Origin of the sequence: Pseudoalteromonas sp. 23_GOM-1509m (genome assembly GCF_000518425.1) — a bacterium.
GTDB lineage: Bacteria > Pseudomonadota > Gammaproteobacteria > Enterobacterales > Alteromonadaceae > Pseudoalteromonas > Pseudoalteromonas tetraodonis.
This window is the reverse complement of the sequence record NZ_JADO01000012.1, coordinates 81,904-104,070: the sequence shown is the minus strand read 5'-3', so window position 1 is coordinate 104,070 and position 22,167 is coordinate 81,904. Positions and strand designations below refer to the sequence as shown.

General features: G+C 37.4%; 13 protein-coding genes. 4 read left to right on the top strand and 9 right to left on the bottom strand.

Features of this window, described 5'->3' with window-relative positions:
• Window positions 1-23: 23 nt before the first annotated feature.
• From rmuC to N523_RS0106140, 4 genes are all read right to left on the bottom strand, one after another.
• Complete coding sequence (gene rmuC, locus N523_RS0106155; protein ID WP_028834611.1) at window positions 24-1,493, bottom strand: DNA recombination protein RmuC; 1,470 nt, start codon at window positions 1,491-1,493, stop codon at window positions 24-26.
• Window positions 1,494-2,082: 589 nt separating this feature from the next.
• Window positions 2,083-5,229, bottom strand: coding sequence for a DEAD/DEAH box helicase (locus tag N523_RS0106150; protein WP_028834610.1), 3,147 nt, complete (start codon window positions 5,227-5,229; stop codon window positions 2,083-2,085).
• 426 nt (window positions 5,230-5,655) lie between these two features.
• The gene (locus N523_RS0106145; protein ID WP_028834609.1) at window positions 5,656-6,618 is read right to left on the bottom strand and encodes a transcriptional regulator; all 963 of its coding nucleotides are present in this window, start codon (window positions 6,616-6,618) and stop codon (window positions 5,656-5,658) included.
• Window positions 6,619-6,633: 15 nt separating this feature from the next.
• Window positions 6,634-7,872, bottom strand: coding sequence for an AAA family ATPase (locus N523_RS0106140; RefSeq protein WP_028834608.1), 1,239 nt, complete (start codon window positions 7,870-7,872; stop codon window positions 6,634-6,636).
• Window positions 7,873-8,645: 773 nt separating this feature from the next.
• Between N523_RS0106140 and N523_RS0106135 the strand changes: the two genes are divergently transcribed.
• Complete coding sequence (locus N523_RS0106135) at window positions 8,646-9,860, top strand: hypothetical protein (RefSeq protein ID WP_013463357.1); 1,215 nt, start codon at window positions 8,646-8,648, stop codon at window positions 9,858-9,860.
• Between the two features lie 62 nt (window positions 9,861-9,922).
• Here the strand turns inward: N523_RS0106135 and N523_RS0106130 are convergent, their stop codons facing one another.
• Entirely contained in the window at window positions 9,923-10,798 is an 876-nt protein-coding gene (locus N523_RS0106130) for a DNA replication terminus site-binding protein (RefSeq protein ID WP_028834607.1), read from the bottom strand.
• 592 nt (window positions 10,799-11,390) lie between these two features.
• On the opposite strand from N523_RS0106130, the gene N523_RS0106125 reads away from it, so the two are divergent.
• Complete coding sequence (locus tag N523_RS0106125; RefSeq protein ID WP_024602472.1) at window positions 11,391-12,740, top strand: class II 3-deoxy-7-phosphoheptulonate synthase; 1,350 nt, start codon at window positions 11,391-11,393, stop codon at window positions 12,738-12,740.
• A gap of 89 nt (window positions 12,741-12,829) precedes the next feature.
• Here N523_RS0106125 and ppsR read toward each other — a convergent pair whose 3' ends face one another.
• Window positions 12,830-13,639, bottom strand: a complete 810-nt coding sequence (gene ppsR / locus N523_RS0106120) for a posphoenolpyruvate synthetase regulatory kinase/phosphorylase PpsR (protein ID WP_008464475.1) — start codon at window positions 13,637-13,639, stop codon at window positions 12,830-12,832.
• A 154-nt stretch (window positions 13,640-13,793) separates the two neighbouring features.
• Between ppsR and ppsA the strand changes: the two genes are divergently transcribed.
• Window positions 13,794-16,169, top strand: coding sequence for a phosphoenolpyruvate synthase (gene ppsA / locus N523_RS0106115; RefSeq protein ID WP_016898933.1), 2,376 nt, complete (start codon window positions 13,794-13,796; stop codon window positions 16,167-16,169).
• A 47-nt stretch (window positions 16,170-16,216) separates the two neighbouring features.
• Here ppsA and N523_RS0106110 read toward each other — a convergent pair whose 3' ends face one another.
• Entirely contained in the window at window positions 16,217-16,435 is a 219-nt protein-coding gene (locus N523_RS0106110; protein WP_013463352.1) for a PGPGW domain-containing protein, read from the bottom strand.
• A 144-nt stretch (window positions 16,436-16,579) separates the two neighbouring features.
• Between N523_RS0106110 and ydiJ the strand changes: the two genes are divergently transcribed.
• Window positions 16,580-19,627, top strand: a complete 3,048-nt coding sequence (gene ydiJ / locus N523_RS0106105; RefSeq protein ID WP_028834606.1) for a D-2-hydroxyglutarate dehydrogenase YdiJ — start codon at window positions 16,580-16,582, stop codon at window positions 19,625-19,627.
• Window positions 19,628-19,700: 73 nt separating this feature from the next.
• Here ydiJ and N523_RS0106100 read toward each other — a convergent pair whose 3' ends face one another.
• Together N523_RS0106100 and N523_RS0106095 are read right to left on the bottom strand one after the other, a co-directional pair.
• The gene (locus tag N523_RS0106100) at window positions 19,701-20,900 is read right to left on the bottom strand and encodes a cation:proton antiporter (RefSeq protein ID WP_028834605.1); all 1,200 of its coding nucleotides are present in this window, start codon (window positions 20,898-20,900) and stop codon (window positions 19,701-19,703) included.
• Window positions 20,900-22,111, bottom strand: a complete 1,212-nt coding sequence (locus tag N523_RS0106095; protein ID WP_028834604.1) for a tyrosine-type recombinase/integrase — start codon at window positions 22,109-22,111, stop codon at window positions 20,900-20,902. Before N523_RS0106095 ends, N523_RS0106100 begins: the two co-directional genes overlap by 1 nt.
• Between the last annotated feature and the right edge of the window lie 56 nt (window positions 22,112-22,167).

Genomic DNA, 22,167 nt, shown 5'->3' with positions numbered 1-22,167 from the left:
TGCGCAAATATTATATGTGGTGTTTATTCATCAAGCTCTAAGTGAGCGCGTTCAACGCTTTCTTGAGGTAACTCTTTTTGCACCGATACACCCAACTCTTTAAATTCTGAGGCTTGTTTAATTAAGTTACCTTTACCACGGTATAACTGAGAAAATGCTTTATCGTAGGTTTCTTTGGCTTTATCGAGCTGTTTACCCACCCCTTCCATACTGGTTAAAAAGCCGTTGAGCTTACTGTAAAAACGCTCAGCACGATTAGCCAGCTCTTTTGAATATTTAGTTTGCTCTTCAAAGCGCCATAACTGCTTAACAATATTTAAACTGGTTAGCAGGGTAGTAGGGGTAGCAACCAAAATGTTTTTTTCTATTGCTTGCTGGTAAATGTCGCTTTGGTATTTAAGTGCTTCTACAAAGGCGGATTCTATGGGTACAAACATAATAACAACCTCAGGCGAGTTTATCCCTGGTAAACGGTCATACGATTTACTGGCCAGCTCATTTATACGGGCAGTTACGGCATTTACATGCTCTTTAATCGCTTGTTGAGACTCAAGCTCTGTTTCGGCATTTACGTAGCGGGTATAGGCATTTAACGATGTTTTTGCATCAATCACTAAGTGGCGACCTTGAGGTAAATACACCACAACATCAGGGCGCAAACGGCCGTCTTCGGTATTAAACGACACTTCGCGTTTATAGTCTGTGCCAGCGCGCAGGCCTGCGCTATCAAGCACGTTTTCAAGCATTAACTCGCCCCAATTACCTTGGGTTTTCTTTTGCCCTTGTAAGGCATTGCTTAGCTTGTCAGCCTGCTCGGTAATGGCTTGGCTTTTGGCTTGTAAATGCAATAGTTCGGTTTTAAGCGCAGCACGTTGTTTTAAGTCTTCAACGTGAATAGATTCCATTTTATCTCTAAAGCCTTTTAGCTCACCTTGAACCGGCTTGAGTAACTGCTCTATGCTTTCTTGATTGAGAGTTTTAAATTTTTGCGATTTTTCTTCTAAGATTTGATTGGCTAAATTTTCGAATTCTTTTTTAAGCGTTTCTTTACTTTGCTCTATATGGGCGAGTTGCTCGCTGAAATGTTGCTGCTTTTGCTCAAGGGTGGTGCGTATATTATTAAGCTCGACATCGCGCAGATTGTATTGCTCGCGCAGGGCGGTTAGCTCGGCTTCGGTTTTACGCCAATATTGATTATAAAGTTGGCTTTGTTTTTCTTGCTCAGTTAATCGCGTTTTAAAATGTTGCGCCTGATCACGTTGCTCTTGATGAGTAAGCCCTAACAAGTCGTGCTCTTCCACTAAAGAGGCATATTGATTTTGCGTATGCTCATACTGGCTTTGTAATAACAATAACTGTTGTTGCTGCTCACTCACTTGGCGCTTTATTTTTTTGCTTAACTGGACTGATACAACGCTGAAAATAGCCATACCGGCTATAGCGCCAGTACCAACACTTAACCAATCTAAATGGGATAAAAACGAAGTAAACATAGAATAAACTTTTAAAATTTAGTGACATGCCATCATAACGAATTACGCTCTTTAGCAGTAGGGTAAAACACTAAATTAAGCGCATAAAAAAAGCCAGCTAGTAAAGCTGGCTCAATATTACTAAATTAGTAATCAAACAGGGAAATCAACATGAAACTTGTAAAACAACATATCAACTACAAGCATAATAGTAGACGCGCTCGGATTAAATTAGTTCAAAATAATTTTAAAAAAGTTGAATTTGAGGCATAAAAAAAGCCAGCTAATAAAGCTGGCTCAATATTACTAAATTAGTAATCAAACAGGGAAATCAACATGAAACTTGTATAACAACACATCAACTACAAGCATAATAATAGACCCAGCCATTTGTGATTAGTTCAAAATAAATTAAATAAAAAAATAAATATTTTTAAAAGCAAAAAAAAGCCAGCGCATTACTGGCTGGCTTAATCATTACTATGTCTAGTAACTACTATATGGGATATCAACATGAAAGCTTGGAGAAACTGCAATTTAACCAAGCATATTAATAGACGCCTACAATTTAAATAAGTTCAAAAACTCGTCATGATTTTTTAAAATTATTTTAGCTTTTAATTAAAGACAGCATTTGTTGTTCGTCAAACTGGGTAAAACTCATTGATTTTTCGGTAAATAATGCATCTACAAGCGCTTGCTTATCTTGCTGCATTTGAAATACTTTTTGTTCAATAGAGTTAGCCATAATTAGTTTATAAACAAACACTGGGTTTGTTTGCCCAATTCGATAAGCACGATCGGTGGCTTGTTTTTCAACGGCTGGGTTCCACCATGGATCAAAATGAATAACGGTGTCGGCTTGGGTTAAATTAAGCCCTGTACCACCGGCTTTTAAGCTAATCAAAAACACGGAAGTGTTACCACTGGTAAATTCGTCTATTACTTTATCGCGATGACGCGTTTGCCCCGTTAGCATACTAAAATTAATATTTAGCTCATTTAAACGCTCGGCAATTAAATCAAGGGCAGAGGTAAACTGGCTAAATATAATCACTTTACGGCCAAGGCTAAGCATTAAAGGTAAGTGACTCGATAACCATTCTAATTTAGCACTGGCTGCCTCAGTTTCAGGTTCAATGAGTTTAGGATGACAACAAATTTGGCGTAACTTTAATAAGGCTTCTAAAAAGGCGAGTTTGCTTTTTTGCACGCCTTGCTCGGCAAATAAATCAATCAGTTTTTCTTCAAGCGCACGAGTTATACCTTGGTACATATCTTTTTGTTTAGGTTCAAACTCAAACTCTTTTATAAGTTCGGTTTTTTGCGGCAGCTCTTGAGCCACTTGGGCTTTAGTACGGCGCAAAATAAACGGCATAATTAACGCTTTTAGTTGCTCTGCACGTTCAATGTTGCTTTCGCGTTCAATAGGGCCTTGAAAATGCTGCTTAAAGTGCGCCTGTGAACCTAAAAGCGAGGGCATTGCAAAGTCGAGCAATGACTTTAATTCAAATAAATTGTTTTCAATTGGGGTGCCACTTAAACAAAGCTTAAAGTCGGCATTTAAACGTTTTACCAACCGCGAAACTTGTGCGGTATCGTTTTTAATATACTGGGCTTCATCAAGAATAATGTTTTCAAAATACAGCGGTGAGTAATAAGCAATGTCACGTTTTAATAGCGGATAGGTGGTTAAAATACACTGCGCTTGTGCCAAATGCTGCAACGAATCATTTCGGTGTGCACCAAAAATAGTGGTCACTTTTAAGCTTTTTGCGAACTTGGTAATTTCGTTTTGCCAATTACTCACTAAACTTGTAGGGCACACAATAAGCGTAGGCCCTGCTTGCGGTGTATTGTATGAGCTTGCTAAGTAGGCAATCACTTGTAACGTTTTACCCAAGCCCATATCATCCGCTAAAATCCCACCTAACTGATTACGCTTTAAAAAGTTAAGCCAAGCCACGCCTTCTTGCTGATACTCTCTTAATACTACAGAATCGTGTAAGCCATGAATGGCAGTGTTAGGGGATAGCAGTGCATCGTTATTTAGTTCATCAAGGTAACGCTCTAGTGACGGGTCATGTAGCTCTATATTAATAGCTGTGTGCTGAACTAATTCAGGTAAGTATGAAAGCGGAATGTTAAATTCGTCACGGGTTTTAATAAATTCAAATCGCATTTTAAATTCAATTAATAAATTAAACGCTGCTTTATCAATAACCCCAAATTGACGGCCAACAGGGTAGTAATAAAATAATTCACTTTGACGGTTTAACGATTCATACAGTTTATTATTTACATTTAATAGGGTGGCTACTTTGGTATCGTTTAGCATTACTTTACTATGCATTTGATGACCTGCAGCTCTGTTTACATGCAATGAGATTTGGCTTTTAGTATCAGCAACATTAACTTTGCTCATTGATACTTGCCAACCGCGTTGTTTAAAGCTGGGAAGTACCTCGTGAACTAGCCAATGTAAGTGAATAGCCGATTCCTGACTAAAAATAAACTCGCTGTGTAAACCCCCTTTACAAAAATCGAAGCCTAAGTTGACTAACTCATTGGTAACGGTGTTTTCAAAGGCGCTATTAATTAACTTTGCAGGCGCGGTGCCCGCTAAATAGTTTTTATTTTTATACTTAAACGATAACGAAATAGCCATTACTGAGCCCGACATGCTGACTTTAAGTATGGCATTACTCAACGACTTAACAGGCGTGCTTGGTGTATTAGTAGGGTGGGGAATAACACCTACTCCAAAGTTATCAGCAAGCTGCTTATAAATTCGGTCAAAGTTTGTATCGTGCAGCGCCGGTATAGTTTGTAAGTGCGCAATTTCATCAGCACTGAGGGGCGTACGAATACGGCCTAATTTATATTTATCTAAATCTAAGTAGATAGGCGGCGTTGTTTTAATTAACGCCCAATTAGGAATTTGATCCAAGTGAATTTTTAACTGAGTTACCTCTTTTTGTTTTTCCCAAACAAAGTTAAGAGGTAAACCAGGTTGCGCTTTAATAGGTACTCGAGAGCGTTGTAAAAATAATCTGTCTGTGGCAAGTAATTGCTGCAGCGCATTAAAACCCCATTGACCTTTAAGCTCAATATTACCGACCGCATTTTGCGATCGGATCCAGCTATATAATCTAAAATCACTTTCGAGCAAATCGCTAGGGGTTACAAAACTATTAAGCTGTTGCTCAGTTAAATTTCGCCCAAGTGCATAATTATTATTTTTATCGTAGTTGGCAATTTTAGGGGTTAAAAATACTTTGTTGTTTTCTATGTCTAATACAAACAGTAATACTTGCGAGGGTTGAGCTTGGTCGGTGTTTTTAAGTGCGCTTAGTTCACTAAACCAATCATTAATAAAATAATCTTCACCGTACTCACCAGAATGCTCAATTTTAAGCTTTAACAAAATAGCGGCCAAATGGCGGCATTTAGTTTTAACATTACAGGTACAGTGGGTATCGACCGAATAACCAGTTGGTAATTTACTGATCTCAATACGTTGGTTGAACGCGATTCCTTTATCACCTTGCACCGTAGAGTCAACCACAGAAAAATCTGCATTATGTTCTAACCAACTGATTTGGCCGTTTTTATAGTACGATTTTCCTTTGGCCAACACCGCGGGTTTAAATAATTTTTTTATGAATCGCTCAGAAAGAGGAAACTGGGTAGCCTGCTCATTTTTAATTTCTTCAAAAATAGCCATTAAATCATTTTTTGATAAGTTAGCAGACATGTCACTCAAAGTATTAAAATTTAAAAACAATTTTTCCAGTATATGCCTTATCAGCGCTGAGCTAAAGCAATATTATTTTTAAAATAAACTGGTTGGATCTGATTGGTTAGTAAAAAATTGGTTTATAGCGAATTGGCGATCATTGTTTAATTTTGCTCACTAAAAAAGCACGTTTAAATTACAAAAGAAAAACAATTAATTAACTTTAAAAGGAGATTTAGTTAGGCTTAGATCAGGTTTTTACTAACAAGGTGAAAAATGCCATTAAAAGGAGGAGTTTAGTTAGTAAAAATATGATCCTTGATGGTTTAAGCCATGTTTTTAGCCTTTTTATGCCACTAAAGATCAGATTTTTACCAACTAAAAAAGAGGTTTAGATCATGTTTTAACTAACCCAACCCCTTTTACAGATCACGATATTACTAACTAATTAAAGGCACTTAATAACTTAGTAAGTTGCTCTAAGCGCTTGTCTGTCATGACTTTATTATTTATTTTAATTGAAACGTCACCACTTTTAAGGTTACGTTGCACACTAATAAAGTCATTTTCTAAAACCGCTTCACGTTTTGATGCTGTTTTAGGCTCTGCAGTTAGGTATTTAGTAATTAGCATAGCGCGCTTGTCGTCGGCTTCTAAGGCGTTAATTTCATCATTGCTGGCAAGTGCAACAACTAAATCATTAAATGCTTCCTCATCGCGCTCCTTTGCGTTAATCAGCTTTTTAGCAACTTCTCTACCAACATGATTAGCTGTTGGGTAAAGGGCTATAACATCTGCAGATATTTGCTCATACGCTTTTATCGCATCAGCAATCGCTGTATGCGATACCCCTTCAATAACAGCAATTTCACGGTACGAGCCTTTTTTGCCTTGTTGAATAAGATCGTTTCTAGTTTGCTGATACGCTTGACCCAACTCCCAAAGACTAGGGGCAATGTATTGATCTGATGAAACCGCAAGTACTTTGGCATCTTGCTCGCTAAAGTCACTAGAACTCAATACGAGGTAGTCTGCGCCACCTAAAATACAGGCTTTACGACGTCTAGAGCCAGCTAATACAAGGCTCATATCACCTTGCTCCCACAATAGGGCAGGGTGCTGATTACGGCCATCTTCTTTAATAGCAGGAAGAATATCTGCGACTGACTTTTCGTTTAAAAGCGCTTGTACGCGACGATTTTTACCATAAACCTGAGTTGAGTTTTCAATCTCGTTATGTGTTATCACTTTACAAACAAGCGTAATTTCCCGATTAGGATCACTAGGAGCAGGCATACGAATAACGTCGCCTGCATTGGCTTGCTCTAAAAGGGCATCTAAGCTGCTACTGCCAACAGCGGTTGCAAAGGGATCTAAGCGGGTGTCATTTTTACGTTTTTTAGCCATTTTTAGTCAACATCCTTACTTAGGCGTATTTAATTTAGATTGAGTGGATTGCCAATTAGAACGAATTAGCATTTCGAGTTCATCAACTACATCTTTGATATTTTCTTGTGCGCGCATTAATGACTCTCTACTTGCTAAGCTGTCAGATGCTTTTTGGTCAAAAATAGTATTAAACGACGATGAACTGGCGGTAATTGCTGAACTATGATTAATAGGATAGCTCATTACTTGGCGGCCAAAAGCACTACGAACATCTTTAACTATGTCGCGTTGTGAGTGATTGCCTTTCACATAATTAGTAACTAAAAATTGCATGAAATCCCAACCATCATGGCCAAGAGCGGCAACGGTATGATAAATCTCACCTAAGCGTTTTAAATATTTATTATTTGCATCAAAGTCTACCGCTTCAGGGTGAACCGGAATTAGCATCGCCGTTGAAGCCATTAATGCATTGTAAAACATAAAGTTAAGCGTTGGCGCTGTATCAATTAAAAGAATGTCAAACTCATCTTTTACCGGATTTATTACTCGTTCTAGTAGTTTGTGGTAATGGCGTGTTTGCTCATAATTGGAGGTGTCTTTGAGTAATGTTGCTGTTTCGTGCTCAAAATAAAAGTCATCCATACCTGATGGTAAAACACGAATATTAGGAATATGTGTTGGTAAAAAAGAGTTAGACACAAATTCAGGCCATGTTTCACCTTCATCAAGGTCAATGCAGTCACGCATCAAATCACCAACGGTAATTGGATCGGGCTCTGAAGATGGGAAAAAGCTTGATGATGACCCTTGAGGATCTAAATCAATTATACCGATACGGTAACGTTTAATGTTAGTGGTAGCGAGTGCAGCAGCAATGTTAACCATGCTTGTTGTTTTACCACAACCACCTTTTAATGAATTAATAACAATAACTTGGAGTTTGTCTGTTGATGAGCGGTGATCAGGCTGTATGTCCATAATATCAGCCATAGCAAAAATATTAACTAAGGTGTAGGCATAGTGGCCGTTTGCACCGCGTTTTATATTTAAATCGTCAAAGTCACCATTGTCATGGCGTCTTTTTAAGGTACGATTATTACAGCCAAGTAAATCAGCTGCTGCTTTTTGGGTGTAAGTTCTTAATTCTTTTTCTTCAGATTTAAGATGGGCGCGGTAATGTTGGATACGTCCTTCTAGTGATTTTTCAGCAACTTCTGCGGTTGCTTTCAAAAGTCGATAAGTATCTAGCGCGTTTTTATTGATAGACATACTTTATTCCTCAAAGTTAGGTGTTTAGTATAATGTCCATTCAATTAGCTGTAAACAACTATTTAAGGCGACATGTATTTTAAATACATGACATATAAAATAATTTTTACACCTTTAAGATTGCTTAGTATAAATAAAGAAGTTTAAGTATGGTTAAATATATAAGGTATTAAAGGCTAAGGGTGTAAAATACATATATAACGTAATGATTTATATAAATAATATTAAAAATAGTGGATCAGCATTGTACGTGGTTAAGATCAGATCCTTATCTACTTGCAGATCAGCTTTTTACTAAGCGAATATTTACAATCTAAGTTACGCACAGGTTAAGCACTGAGTTACTCACAAATACCTACCTGTAGATCATATTTTTACTAAGTAAATTATAAAGTTATGCACTAAGCAATAGTGATAATGCATGGTTTAATTAGTATAGATCTGATCTGTAGTAAGTACAGATCAGATCTATGCTAACTCGAACTAAGCTTATCCACAGGGGGTTAAGATTTTTATATAATTTGTCGTGTAAAATATAAAAAAAAACACTTTGTAATGGACAAAATTATTATTTAGTTAGTAAAAATTTGGCTTATCAACACTCAGTTAGTAAAAATGTGATCTGAAAACGCTTGTTTTAAGTTTTCCTTAGTAAAATACTGATCTGAGCATTTTATTTGAAGTCAGATCACTTTTATACTAACTTAAACATTTAACTTTTGTGGCTTTATGTGTTGTTATTAGCTGTCACAATAAAAACGGAAATAAAAACCATGAGCCGAAAGGTCAACATCTCGGTAGATAACTTGCCCGATACACTTAGGGGCCAAATTCACGGGGTGGAAAGTGCGATCGATAACGAAAGCCTAGCACTATTTACAGATAATAAAGATGTGCGAATTTCGATAGAAAATGCAGCCCATGGGTTACGCGCTTACTCTAACACATTTAACCATTATGATCTGTGGGGACGTTTTGTTCGCTCAGGCCACAAAAAACTGCCACTTGAAGAAGCCCCTAAAAAAACCATCATTACGCGTAAGATATCTGAAAAAGTAGATGGTATTTTATATGATGGCGAAATAAAAATAACACCGGCTGTGGTCAGTACTCGTAAAGATGGCGAAGATGTAGAATATTTAGTGTGGCCATCAGATAGAGAAGAAAAAGTAGAGCGCGCATTAATTCGCCTAGCTTCAAAAGGTAAAATTGTAAAAATTAATTTTAAGTCCGGTATTCAATATGCCGTTGTGTTTTCTATGAACGAATTAGCACAAGAGCTTAAAGCGGTTGGCCAATCTATGCCATATCCGCAAATTAAAGAGTCGCTTGAAGCATTGCAAGGTTCTAAACTTTCTTTTAAATATTCTGCAACGGATACTAAAAATTCTGATATTGATGATTCGTTTTACGAGTCGAATATGAACTTTTTATCGTCTTTGCACTTTAGTGGTAAGAAAGGCCAAGGCGGAAACGTAAAATGTGTTGCGTGTTTAAATGCATTTGTACACAACATGATTGATAACCTTGAATACAAAGGTTATTACTTTAACAGTGCACAAGAATTAAAGCGCGGATTATCGCGTTGGATGATGCTGCGTTTATATCATTTATGGCGTTATGCAGCACCAGGAAAAACCTACCATTTTAGATTACTTTCTATTATGGAAAAATATGGCTCTATTTACTCAACGGATGATATTACCGAAAATAAATTAAAAGCACTGCGTCGTGATATGACAACCACGATGAAAGATTTAATTGAAAAAGGAGCAATATCTGAATACAGCATTACCAATGTTAAAGATGATAAAACCGGCAACATAGTCGATTACACTTATGAAATGCATCCGTCTGATCAATTTTGTGATGAGATATTGGCATTAAATAAACACAATAAGCGTATTGAAATACAAGGCGGTAAACGCATTGTTGAAAATGCGGTATTGATTGATGAAGATAAGCTGGAAGAAATTGTAGAAAAGTAATTCTATTTATTTTTACCAACAAATATATTAAAGGCCACATTATGTGGCCTTTTTAACATAATTTATTTAGTTACTTGTTCTAAATATAATCGGTCCACTAGAAAATCATATTCGCGTTTTCGGGGATGCGATAAGGGTTTTTGGTAACTCGGTAGTTCGCCAAATTTTACGTCGGGCTCTGGGTTAATTAGTATAAAAGGTAAAGCAGCACTAACATGATAGCGATTTTGTGCAGTGTACCTCACATTAACTTGAGGACTAACTCGAGTAGGGCGCCTAATTCGCAATTTTTCTTTTTCACCCAAACTGGCTACTCGAACCTGTTCTTGTGCAACCAGTGACTGCCATTTTTGCTGATCAATCATTCGCGGGTTTTTATAGCCTGCCGATTTTTCTAACATTTCAAGCGCCATTTTTTTTGTAAGTGTTTTGGTTGCGTGTTTATGCATCCAAGTAAAGCGAACAGAAAAAGGGGATTCAATTTCACTATGAATTTTACGATACGCCGCAAGCGTTATTAAATTTGGCATTGCATTATGCACCGCTTCAAATCGCGCGTCGTTATTATCTATTGCTAAAATACAATTTTTAAAAGCTGCTTTTGCACTATTTACCTGTGCTATGCGATCAATAATGGCTTGTTTATTCGCCTCTTTTATTACTAGCAAACCAGGGTGTCGCTTTAATACTCGGCTGCTTAGCCCTGGCTTTTTATACATATCTGAGAAAGCATTTAAAATTGCCTTATGTGCCAATTCCCCTGTTATTTTTGAAACGCTTATAGACTCAGGGATTATATTTTCTTCAGTACTACTAATCTCAGGTAATTGAAAATACTCTGCTTTAGCAAAGCCAACCTCTTTAAGCTCATCAATTAAGCTAAGTGTTAATTCATTGAGTAAATCAAACTGACTTCTTATTTGTACCTTTGTAACCATTAGCTACCTACCTAGAACACATCTTACTGAGTCACTATTTTCGCAAACAACCTTTTCTTTTGATAGATATTTCTTCAAATAATATGTTATAGCTAAGATTTTTTTTAATTTAAATTAAGTATGATGTGTTCTTTATTGATTTTTAAAGTACTTTTGCTCAACATACTTTAAAGGAAATAATAGAAGGGCTGAGTTAAGGCACTGAGCTTAGTATGCAGCGCTAGCATAAATATTTAAAAGCGCATAATTGAGTAGCATTCTTTTTTTAAACATGCCGTAAAGTTAAGATTACATAAGTGCTAATTAAGTATGATGTGTTCCTACTGCTATCTGTATCACCATCGCTTAGCTGTTAAGCTTCTACTCAAGCCATAATAATACACACTCTACCTACTTAGATTATTGTTTTTAAATGTTTATTTGTTTTTACTTTATAAACTTGCTCATCAAAAGTAACTTAAAATAGGCTCTTAAATCTTATTAAAATTTAACTAATAACTAAATAATTGGTAAATAGTGTATTTAGTCCTTGAACAAAGCACACTGCATACGTTAATTTCATTACATCAGGTAATAGGAATGAGGAATGAACATGCAATCGTGGAACCCAAATAGCTGGAGAGAACTGCCAATACTGCAGCAACCACAGTACCCAGATCAAGACGTATTAAAGTCGGTAGAAAGCCAGTTGAAAAGTGCACCGCCTTTAGTATTTGCTGAAGAAACAAGAAGTTTATTTAAACAACTTGAAGACGTATGCGAAGGCCGTGCCTTTTTACTTCAAGGTGGAGATTGTGCAGAATCGTTTAGCGACTTTAATGCCGCTAATATTCGCGATACATTTAAAACCATCTTACAAATGGCTGTAGTATTAACCTATGGTGGAAAGTGCCCGGTTGTTAAAATTGCACGTATGGCTGGTCAATACGCTAAGCCACGTTCAGCCGACTTAGAAACAATAGACGGCGTTTCGTTGCCATCTTACCGTGGTGATATAGTAAATAACTTTGAGTTTACTGAAGAAGCACGTATTCCAGACCCTCAACGTTTAATGACGGCATATCATCACAGTGCGGCAACGCTAAATTTGCTACGCGCTTTTGCACAAGGTGGACTTGCCGACTTACATCAAGTTAACCGTTGGAACATGGGCTTTGTTGCTGCTAATCCACAAAAAGCAAAATACCAACAACTTGCAGACAAAATTCAAGACGCGTTAGAATTTATGGAAGTGTGTGGTATTAATTCAACTATAGCGCCAAGCTTAAAAGAAACTGATTTATACACGTCACACGAAGCGTTATTACTAGGCTACGAAGAAGCATTAACACGTAGAGACCATTTATCAGGTGACTGGTACGATTGTTCAGCACACTTTGTTTGGATTGGTGAACGTACTCGCCAGCTAGACCATGCCCATATTGAATTTTTTAAAGGTATTAAAAACCCAATTGGCGTTAAAGTTGGACCAGGTATGGATCCAGACGAGCTTATCCGTTTAATCGATGCGCTTAACCCGGATAATATCCCAGGCCGATTAACACTTATCACGCGCATGGGTGCGGATGTATTACCAGAGAAGTTACCTGCGCTGGTGCGTAAAGTACAGCAAGAAGGTCGCAAAGTAATTTGGAGCTCAGATCCAATGCATGGCAATACTGAAAAAGCCAGCTCAGGTTACAAAACGCGTAGCTTTGATAATATCATGCGCGAAATTAGCCAATTCTTTGCTGTTCATAAAGCAGAGGGTTCTTACGCAGGCGGTGTTCATTTAGAAATGACCGGCCAACATGTAACAGAGTGTACCGGCGGTGCATACGGTTTATCTGATGATGACCTTGCTCAGCGCTACAAAACACAATGTGACCCACGCTTAAATGCTGATCAAGTATTAGAGCTTGGCTTTTTAGTAGCTGATTTACTAAAAGATGCGCGTAAATAATACCCGCTCATAAATACCAAAAGCCGCTTTTATTTAGCGGCTTTTTTGTGTTTAACTGTGATTACGCGCTTAAATCACACATTAGTTTGTTAGTACTTACGACGCTCAAGGCCTGTATCAGAAATGATTTTTGCTGAAATTTCTTCAACAGAATGATGAGTTGAATTTAAATGTGCAATTTTATGTTTTTTATACAGCATTTCAACTTCGCGCACTTCAATACGACACTGCCTGATTGATGCGTATTTTGAATTTGCCATGCGTCTGTCTCTTATTGCAGCCAAACGCTCTGGATCAATAGTTAAGCCAAACAGTTTATGCTTATAAGGCACTAAGCATTTTGGTAAACCTTCGCTTTCTAAGTCGTCTTCGGTGATCGGGTAATTGGCTGCTTTAATGCCATACTGCAACGCTAAATAAAGACTGGTGGGTGTTTTACCACTTCGACTAACGCCAACTAAAATAATATCAGCCTCCGCAAAGTTTTTAATGTTGCCACCATCATCATTCATCAACGCATAATTAACGGCATCAATTCTAAAATCATAACTTTTTTCATGAATAGAGTGTGTTCTGTGTACTTTTGGTACTGGCGCTACATTTAATTCTTTTTCAATTTTTTCACTATAGGTACTTAAAAAATCGTATGAAACTGCATCCGCTGAGCGAATAATCTCAGACAGCTTATGATTCACAAAAGTAAAAAACACCAAAGGCTTTTCACCTTGCTTAGATGACGTGGCGTTAATAAGCGCTTTTATTTCATGCGCTTTTTCTTCAGTTTCTACAAAAGGGATTGTTTTATGATTAAATTCGACAGGGAATAAAGATAAAGTCGCATGACCAAACACTTCAGATGTGATTGCTGTGCCATCTGAAATATAAAACGCAGTTCTCATAAAGCCTCTTTTTTATTACATTTAATTTTAAAATCAGTGTATCACGGTTTACGTGGGGACGTTTGCCAGTGTAGAATGGTGGCGACCTTTATAAAAGGTTTTCTTTCTTAACTCTCACAGTTACTACTACAATTTGTTTTTTGGAGAAAGATCCGTGCAAGAATACGTTCTCTGGTATCAAGAGCTTGGTATGCAAGATGTTCCTCGAGTTGGCGGTAAAAATGCCTCACTTGGTGAAATGATTTCAAACTTAGCTAACGCAGGTGTGCAAGTCCCAGGTGGTTTTGCTACTACCTCAGACGCTTTTAACGAGTTTCTAGAACAATCAGGACTCAACGCAAAAATTCATGACATTTTAGATACACTCGATGTTGATGATGTAAACACACTCGCCAAAGTCGGCGCCGATATCCGCCAGTGGATTATCGATACCCCATTCCAACCTAGTCTAGACAAAGCAATCCGCGACGCATACAGCCAGCTACATGGCGACACAACTGCAGATGTTTCATTCGCTGTTCGTTCATCAGCAACCGCTGAAGATATGCCAGATGCCTCTTTTGCAGGCCAACAAGAAACGTTTTTAAACGTTGTTGGTATAGATTCTGTAATGACAGCCATCAAACACGTATTCGCTTCGTTATTTAACGACCGTGCAATTTCTTATCGTGTTCACCAAGGCTACGATCACCGTGGTGTTGCCTTATCGGCAGGTATTCAACGCATGGTTCGCTCAGATAAATCAGCATCAGGCGTTATGTTTAGTATTGATACTGAATCTGGTTTTGAAGATGTTGTATTTATTACATCAAGCTATGGTTTGGGTGAAATGGTTGTACAGGGTGCGGTAAACCCTGATGAATTTTATGTTCATAAACCAACGCTGCTTAAAAACAAGCCATCAGTAGTTCGTCGTAATATTGGCTCTAAAGCCATTCAAATGATTTACTCTCAAGACAAAGCTCACGGCAAACAAGTAGAAATTGTTGATGTAGATCCAGCACTTTCAAACAAATTCTCGATTACAGATGAAGAAGTGCAAAACCTTGCCAAACAAGCTGTAATCATTGAAAAACATTACGGTCGTCCAATGGACATCGAATGGGCAAAAGATGGTAACGATGGCAAACTATATATAGTTCAGGCGCGTCCAGAAACAGTTCGTTCAAACGAAGACACTAACGTAATGGAACGCTTCCAACTGAATGGCAGCAGCAATGTTGTTGTTGAAGGCCGTGCAATTGGTCATAAAATTGGTAGTGGTGTCGTGCGTGTACTTGATTCAATCAAAGAGATGGACCAAGTACAAGTAGGTGACATTTTAGTTACCGATATGACCGACCCAGATTGGGAACCTATCATGAAACGCGCAGCTGCGATTGTTACAAATCGTGGTGGTCGTACATGTCATGCTGCAATTATTGCACGTGAGTTAGGTATTCCAGCCGTTGTTGGTTGTGGTAATGCAACAGACTTAATTAAAGCAGGTCAAGAAGTTACTGTATCATGTGCCGAAGGCGATACTGGTTTCATCTATGAAGGTATTTTAGACTTTGAAGTGTTAACTTCACGCGTAGACGAAATGCCTGAACTGCCAATGAAAGTAATGATGAACGTAGGTAACCCGGATCGCGCATTCGATTTTGCACGTTTACCACATTCAGGTGTTGGCCTTGCGCGCGTTGAGTTTATCATCAACCGTATGATTGGTGTTCACCCTAAAGCATTATTAAATTTTGATGCACAAACTGATGCATTAAAAGCAGAAATCACTGACATGATTGCCGGTTACGAATCACCTGTTGAATTCTATATTGGCAAACTTGTTGAAGGTATTTCTACCCTAGGTTGTGCATTTGCACCAGAGCGTGTAATTGTGCGTATGTCTGATTTTAAATCAAACGAATACGCTAACTTAGTGGGCGGTCAGCAATACGAGCCAGAAGAAGAAAACCCAATGATTGGTTTCCGTGGTGCTGCTCGTTATATTTCTGAAGATTTCCGTGATTGTTTTGCCCTTGAGTGTGAAGCAATAAAACGTGTTAGAAATACCATGGATATGACTAACATCGAAATCATGATCCCATTCGTACGTACCCTTGAAGAAGGTAAACGCGTTATAGAATTACTTGAAGAACATGGCCTTAAACGTGGCGAAAATGGTCTTAAAGTAATTATGATGTGTGAGCTTCCGTCAAATGCATTAATGGCTGAAGAATTTTTAGAATACTTCGATGGTTTCTCTATCGGCTCTAATGATTTAACTCAGTTAACGCTTGGTCTTGACCGTGATTCAGGTTTAATTGCGCACTTATTTGATGAGCGCGACCCTGCAATCAAAAAGCTTCTTTCGATGGCTATTAAAACAGCAAAAGAAAAAGGTAAGTACGTAGGTATTTGTGGTCAAGGTCCTTCAGATCATGAAGATTTTGCTGCATGGTTAGTAGAGCAGGGCATTGATTCTGTCTCACTTAATCCAGATACAGTACTAGAAACATGGTTATATTTAGCTGATAAACTCGCTAAATAAATTACCTTATTAATAAAATGCCAGCATCTGCTGGCATTTTTTATGGCTTAAAATGTGTGTTTTGCTAATTTTTTATCTAAATAGGCACATGAGCGAGTAAGCGCTTTTTGACACCACGCTAAATAACCTCTCGCTTTTGGGTAATACATAGAAAAGCACAGTAAACCTGCAATAAAAAATATTAACGAAGGTCCAGGTACTACAGCAAATAGTAGTCCTAATAAAATAAACAGTGTCCCGCTGATCTGTATAAGTAGTTTTTTCATATAAACCTCATAGTAGGCGTCTAATTTGATTATAATTAGAGCTGCTCATATTACGATTAAAAGAGTGTTACAAACTGTAAAATCTTCAATTTCTATTAGCCATCACCATGATATAATTACACAAATGCATTAAAAAGCGCCGCCATGATAGCAACGATTACACAACAAGATGCCGCGACCGAATTGGTTGCAAATTACTTAAATACCATAAAAAATCAAGGGTTTACTGGAGATACAGACGCCAGTTATGCAACGAGGCTGACTGCATCTACCGATAACAGTATTTACCAGCAGCTTCCACAAGGTGTTATTTTTCCAAAAAGTGAAAAAGACATTCAAATTGCCTTACAAACTGCATCTCATGACCCGTTTTTGTCGTTAACTTTTGGTCCTCGCGGTGGCGGCACAGGCACTAACGGACAGTCTTTAACCCCAGGTATTGTGGTTGATTTATCACGTTACATGCGTGAAATCCTCGAAATAAATGTAGAAGAAGGTTGGGTACGAGTTCAAACGGGCGTGATAAAAGATCAACTTAACGACTTTTTAAAACCGTATGGATTTTTCTTTTCACCCGATTTATCTACCAGTAACCGCGCCACCATTGGCGGCATGATCAGTACAGATGCATCTGGCCAAGGTTCATTAGTTTATGGCAAAACCAGCGACCATGTTTTAGGGCTAACCACGTATTTAGTCGACGGCACAGCAATGTCTACCAGCCCAATAGACATAGAAAAAGCAAAAATAATTGCCGATCAAGACACATTAATTGGGCAAATATACAAAACAGTTTTAGATATTTCAATTAGTGAACGCGACGCTATATTAGCCAAATTCCCACGATTAAATCGCTTCTTAACTGGGTATGACCTAGAGCATGTACTAAGTGAAGACTTACAAACTTTTGATATGAGTCGACTAATTACAGGCTCTGAAGGCTCATTAGGTATAGTTACTGAGGCGAAATTAAATCTAACACCCATTGCTGAATTTAAAACACTCATAAATATAAAATATGACAGTTTTGATTCTGCACTTCGCCATTCACCATTTTTGGTTGATGCCCGTGCTACCTCGGTTGAAACCGTTGACAGCAAAGTATTAAATCTCGCGCGCGAAGACATTATTTGGCATTCAGTATCGGACTTAATAACCGATGTACCAAATAAAGATATGCAAGGACTCAACATGGTTGAGTTTAATGCTGTATCACCACAAGATATAAAAGACAAAGTAGACACTTTATGTAAATTATTAGATGAGTGCGTTGAAAACCAAACTAATGGGGTTATTGGCTATCAGTTAACAAGCGATAAAAGCGATATACTAAAAATTTATGCAATGCGTAAAAAATCAGTGGGTTTATTAGGTAATGTAAAAGGAAGCCAAAAGCCCCTCGCGTTTGCCGAGGATACTGCCGTCCCGCCTGAAAATTTAGCCGATTACATTGTTGAATTTAGAGCGCTACTTGATAGTCATAATTTACAATATGGTATGTTTGGCCATGTTGATGCCGGTGTATTACATGTTAGACCTGCGCTTGATATGTGCGACCCAGAACAAGAAAAATTACTACGCACAATTTCAGATGAGGTAGTAAAACTCACCGCTAAATACGGTGGATTAATGTGGGGCGAGCATGGTAAAGGCTACAGAAGTGAATACGGCCCTGAATTTTTTGGTGAGCATTTATTTACCCAATTACGCAAAATAAAATCTGTATTTGACCCAAACAATAAAATAAACCCTGGTAAAATATGCACACCTATTGAAAGTAAAGACTCACTAGTTAGTGTTGATGGGCAGAAACGTTCTTACTTCGATAAGCAAATTTCTATTGATGTTAAAACCAGTTTTAATAATGCAATGACCTGTAATGGTAACGGCTTGTGTTTTAATTATGATGAAAACTCGCCAATGTGCCCATCTTATAAAGTGACCGGCGATCGCCGTAATTCACCTAAAGGTCGCGCGGGTTTAATGCGTGAATGGTTACGACTTCAAGAGTCAAAAGATGTTAATTTGCTTGAAGTAGAAAAAGAGCTAAACAAAGGTGAAGTGATCACCTGGTGGGAGCGTTTTGTTCATAGCCGTGAAAAAAATAAAGGCGTTTACGATTTTTCTCACGAAGTAAAAGCATCAATGGACGAGTGTTTAGCATGTAAAGCGTGTACTACCGCTTGCCCAATAAAGGTAGATGTACCAACTTTTCGAGCTCGTTTTTTAAATTATTACCATAGTTATTATGCGCGCCCACTTAAAGATTATTTAGTGGGTAATATCGAAAATAGCGCACCGTTAATGTCAAAATTTGCTCGAATTATTAACCCAATTGTAAAAACATCATTGGTTAGTAGCATCATTAAAAAAACGGTCGGTTATGTTGATACCCCGCAGCTAAGTATTCCAGCACTCGGTAAACGTATAAACAAAGCGCAAAAATTTGATTTAAATTTACTTAAAAAATTAAGCGCCGATGAGCAAAATGAGTATGTACTCATTGTTCAAGACCCATTTACCAGCTTTTACGAAGCCGAATTGGTTGAGAGCTTTATTTCACTGATCACACTGCTTGGAAAAAAACCCATGTTGTTACCATTTAAACCCAATGGTAAGCCTCAACATGTGAAAGGTTTTTTACATGAGTTTAAAGTGACAGCTAAAAATGCTGCAGAATTTCTAAATCAACTTAACGAGATCAATGCGCCATTAGTAGGTTTAGATGCATCTTTAGTGATGTGTTATCGCGATGAATATAATACAATTTTAGAAAATAACCGTGGTGATTTTCATGTGCTACTTGCCCATGAATGGCTAGAAACACAATCGTTTAAACAGTTAACGGCTAAACAAAATTTAAATACTGAATTTACGTTATTGAGCCACTGCACTGAAACAACCGCTTTACCAAAAGCGGCAAGTGTTTGGAAAACTATTTTTGATGAACTTGGTTTGACATTAAACACTACAAATACGGGTTGTTGTGGAATGGCAGGTACGTATGGCCACGAAGCACAAAACCAAGATAACTCTCGATCGCTTTACGAAATGAGTTGGAAACCTATTGTTGATAAAAATAAACCTGAGCAACTTTTATCAACGGGATTCTCATGTCGCAGCCAAGTTAAACGTTATGAAAAGTTTAAACCCAAGCATCCGATAGAGTTACTGGCAAATGTACTTAGTTAATAATTTAATTAATTAAGCTGAAAATAAAAAGGCGTAACTTATTATTAAGTACGCCTTTTTATTTTGCTTATATTTATTTAGTTTTTTTAGCAAAACTATCTGCTATAGGTTTTGTACTAATACCGTGAATAAACACACTAAATAAAATTGTTGTCATGGCAATGGTCGCAATTTGAAATTTGTTTTCTATTTGTGTGTCTATTACCATTAAGGTAAAAACAATTGAGGCCAATCCTCTTGGCCCAAACCAAGCAAATGTAAAACGCTCTTTAATTGTTAGTGCTGTAAATTGCAATGACAGCATAACCGGTATTATTCTAATTAAAGTCGTACTTAATAATGCATACGTTATTATCGCTAAATTTAATTTAGGTAAAACTAAATAAGCACATACAAATCCAAACAAACACCAGATCATTAAAGAAGTAAAGTCAGCAATATGCTCTGAGTCTTCTATCAACTCTTTGCTTATTTTAGTAGTGGCGTATTTATCAAATAATAAACCCGCAACAAACACCGCAATAAATCCACTGCCATGAAAATATTGCGTAATCGAAAACACCGCCATAGCAAAACCTAATAATAAAAAAGGACTCGTGTTTTGCGCAAAGTAATGGCGCTTCATTGCAAAATTTAAACACGGAATAAAAATAGCGGTACTTGTAAAGGCAATTAATAAGGCTAAACCAAGTTCTCTGCCAAACACACTTAACGTTTGCGTTGCTGTAATTGCAGATTCAGGATTTTTTGCCAGTAATATAAAGATTAAAAAAATAGGAACACATAAACCATCATTCAAACCACTTTCGGTATTTATTCCTTCACGAATTTTTTCAGGTACCCGCGTACTTGCCAATAACCCTTTACTCAACGCCGCATCGGTAGGCGTTAATATTATTGCAAGTAACGCCGCTTGAATAACAGATAAATCGGCAAACAAAAATAATCCAACGGCAATCCCAAGTAATAACGTTAAGGGGAGGGCGATAAATAACAGTAAACTCGGATACTGAAAGCTATGTCTTAAAACACTTAATTTTGACTTAGCCGCATCAGAAAATAAAAATATACTGAGTGTCAATTCTATAAAGGGCAGTAAAAAATCTATGCCGGTTTTTATTCTGCTACTTTCGTTAGGTAAAAGTGTGGCAAGCAATATCCCACCAATTACAAAAAACATTGGCCCCGTTACTTCGGTTTTTTCTAGTTGGCGAAATGTTAAGGAATAAACTAAAAATAAAACGCCAATAAATGAGATCACTAAGTATTCCATTAAATTTTCCTTTTAATTCCAGATTTAGCCCGCTCTTTTATATTTGTTTGAATATAAATTTGATCGGTTGTAGCAATTTTTGCATGGCCTAAATCTTCAGATAAATGTTTTAAAGGGCGAGTTTGTGCGTCATGCGTTGCCCCCGTATGGCGTAACCAATGCGCAGTGGCCGCTTCTAATTGTTCCGCGTCATCTTTAAATCCATCATCAAGTAAAGATTGTTGCGCAATATCGAAACTTTGTTGTACCAATCTACGAATTTGTCTTACGGTCATTCCACCCTGACCACGAATTTTATGAACTAGCGGGTCTGACTCATCAACCCGGGGCAGAGCAGGCAAGCCTCGATACAAGCGATAACGTTTTAAATACTCAAGAAAATCATCACTTAATGTTACATCGCGTAATTTATTTCCTTTGCCCATTATTCTTAAAAACCAAAAGCCATCATTATCTTGCCAAAAATGAGACATAACAGGTGACCATTGTGGTCGCTCTGATAATTCTGAAATACGAAGGTAGAGTCCTTTTAAACAGGCGAGGGTAAATAAGTTTCTTTCATACTCTGGTTTTTTTTCGCATATATCTCGGGTAACGCCAAATACATATTCCCATTGAATATCACTTAATGTATCGGGGATTTGTATTTGCGATTGCACAACCAAGTAGGGACTATTTTTTTTAACAACAGGTACAAAGTTAGCAAAGGTTTTTTCTTCTAAAATAGCGAATTTATAAAATACATTGAGGGCAGTAAACATGGCCGATAATGTTTGCTGACTCGCAATAGATTCTTTTAACATGAAAGGGCGCCAATTTTGATTTAACCGACGAATTCCTTGCTCATCTTTATAACGGCATTGAACAGATGTAGATGCCCATTTTTTATCCGGTTCAACCATAAAATCAACATAGGCTTCAATATCTTCACGCTTAAGTTCAAATACAGATTTTTCAGCTATAAGCCATGACCATAAATAAAAACGTTCCAATTCATTACGAAAACGACTATAGGTTGCCTCAGATTTTCGGCCATAAACATATAAAAACTGGTATAAAAAATTAAGATCAGCCTTTGATTCAGTTACAGTCAAGCTGACTTGCTGTATAAAAGAGGCTAGTTCTGGATATTCTGATGAGAGTGTATTATCTTCAAGATGAGCTATTTGATAACGTAATTGTTTTAATGTATCGACCAGAGCAACAAGCATAATAGTAAAATATATAAGAAAATAATAGACTTATAGGTTAACCTTAAAGTCCGATA

What these genes read in the sequence shown, in the direction of transcription:
- rmuC (WP_028834611.1), bottom strand. Translation starts at nt 1,493, where the DNA reads ATGTTTACTTCGTTTTTATCCCATTTAGATTGGTTAAGTGTTGGTACT.
- N523_RS0106150 (WP_028834610.1), bottom strand. Translation starts at nt 5,229, where the DNA reads ATGTCTGCTAACTTATCAAAAAATGATTTAATGGCTATTTTTGAAGAA.
- N523_RS0106145 (WP_028834609.1), bottom strand. Translation starts at nt 6,618, where the DNA reads ATGGCTAAAAAACGTAAAAATGACACCCGCTTAGATCCCTTTGCAACC.
- N523_RS0106140 (WP_028834608.1), bottom strand. Translation starts at nt 7,872, where the DNA reads ATGTCTATCAATAAAAACGCGCTAGATACTTATCGACTTTTGAAAGCA.
- N523_RS0106135 (WP_013463357.1), top strand. Translation starts at nt 8,646, where the DNA reads ATGAGCCGAAAGGTCAACATCTCGGTAGATAACTTGCCCGATACACTT.
- N523_RS0106130 (WP_028834607.1), bottom strand. Translation starts at nt 10,798, where the DNA reads ATGGTTACAAAGGTACAAATAAGAAGTCAGTTTGATTTACTCAATGAA.
- N523_RS0106125 (WP_024602472.1), top strand. Translation starts at nt 11,391, where the DNA reads ATGCAATCGTGGAACCCAAATAGCTGGAGAGAACTGCCAATACTGCAG.
- ppsR (WP_008464475.1), bottom strand. Translation starts at nt 13,639, where the DNA reads ATGAGAACTGCGTTTTATATTTCAGATGGCACAGCAATCACATCTGAA.
- N523_RS0106110 (WP_013463352.1), bottom strand. Translation starts at nt 16,435, where the DNA reads ATGAAAAAACTACTTATACAGATCAGCGGGACACTGTTTATTTTATTA.
- ydiJ (WP_028834606.1), top strand. Translation starts at nt 16,580, where the DNA reads ATGATAGCAACGATTACACAACAAGATGCCGCGACCGAATTGGTTGCA.
- N523_RS0106100 (WP_028834605.1), bottom strand. Translation starts at nt 20,900, where the DNA reads ATGGAATACTTAGTGATCTCATTTATTGGCGTTTTATTTTTAGTTTAT.
- N523_RS0106095 (WP_028834604.1), bottom strand. Translation starts at nt 22,111, where the DNA reads ATGCTTGTTGCTCTGGTCGATACATTAAAACAATTACGTTATCAAATA.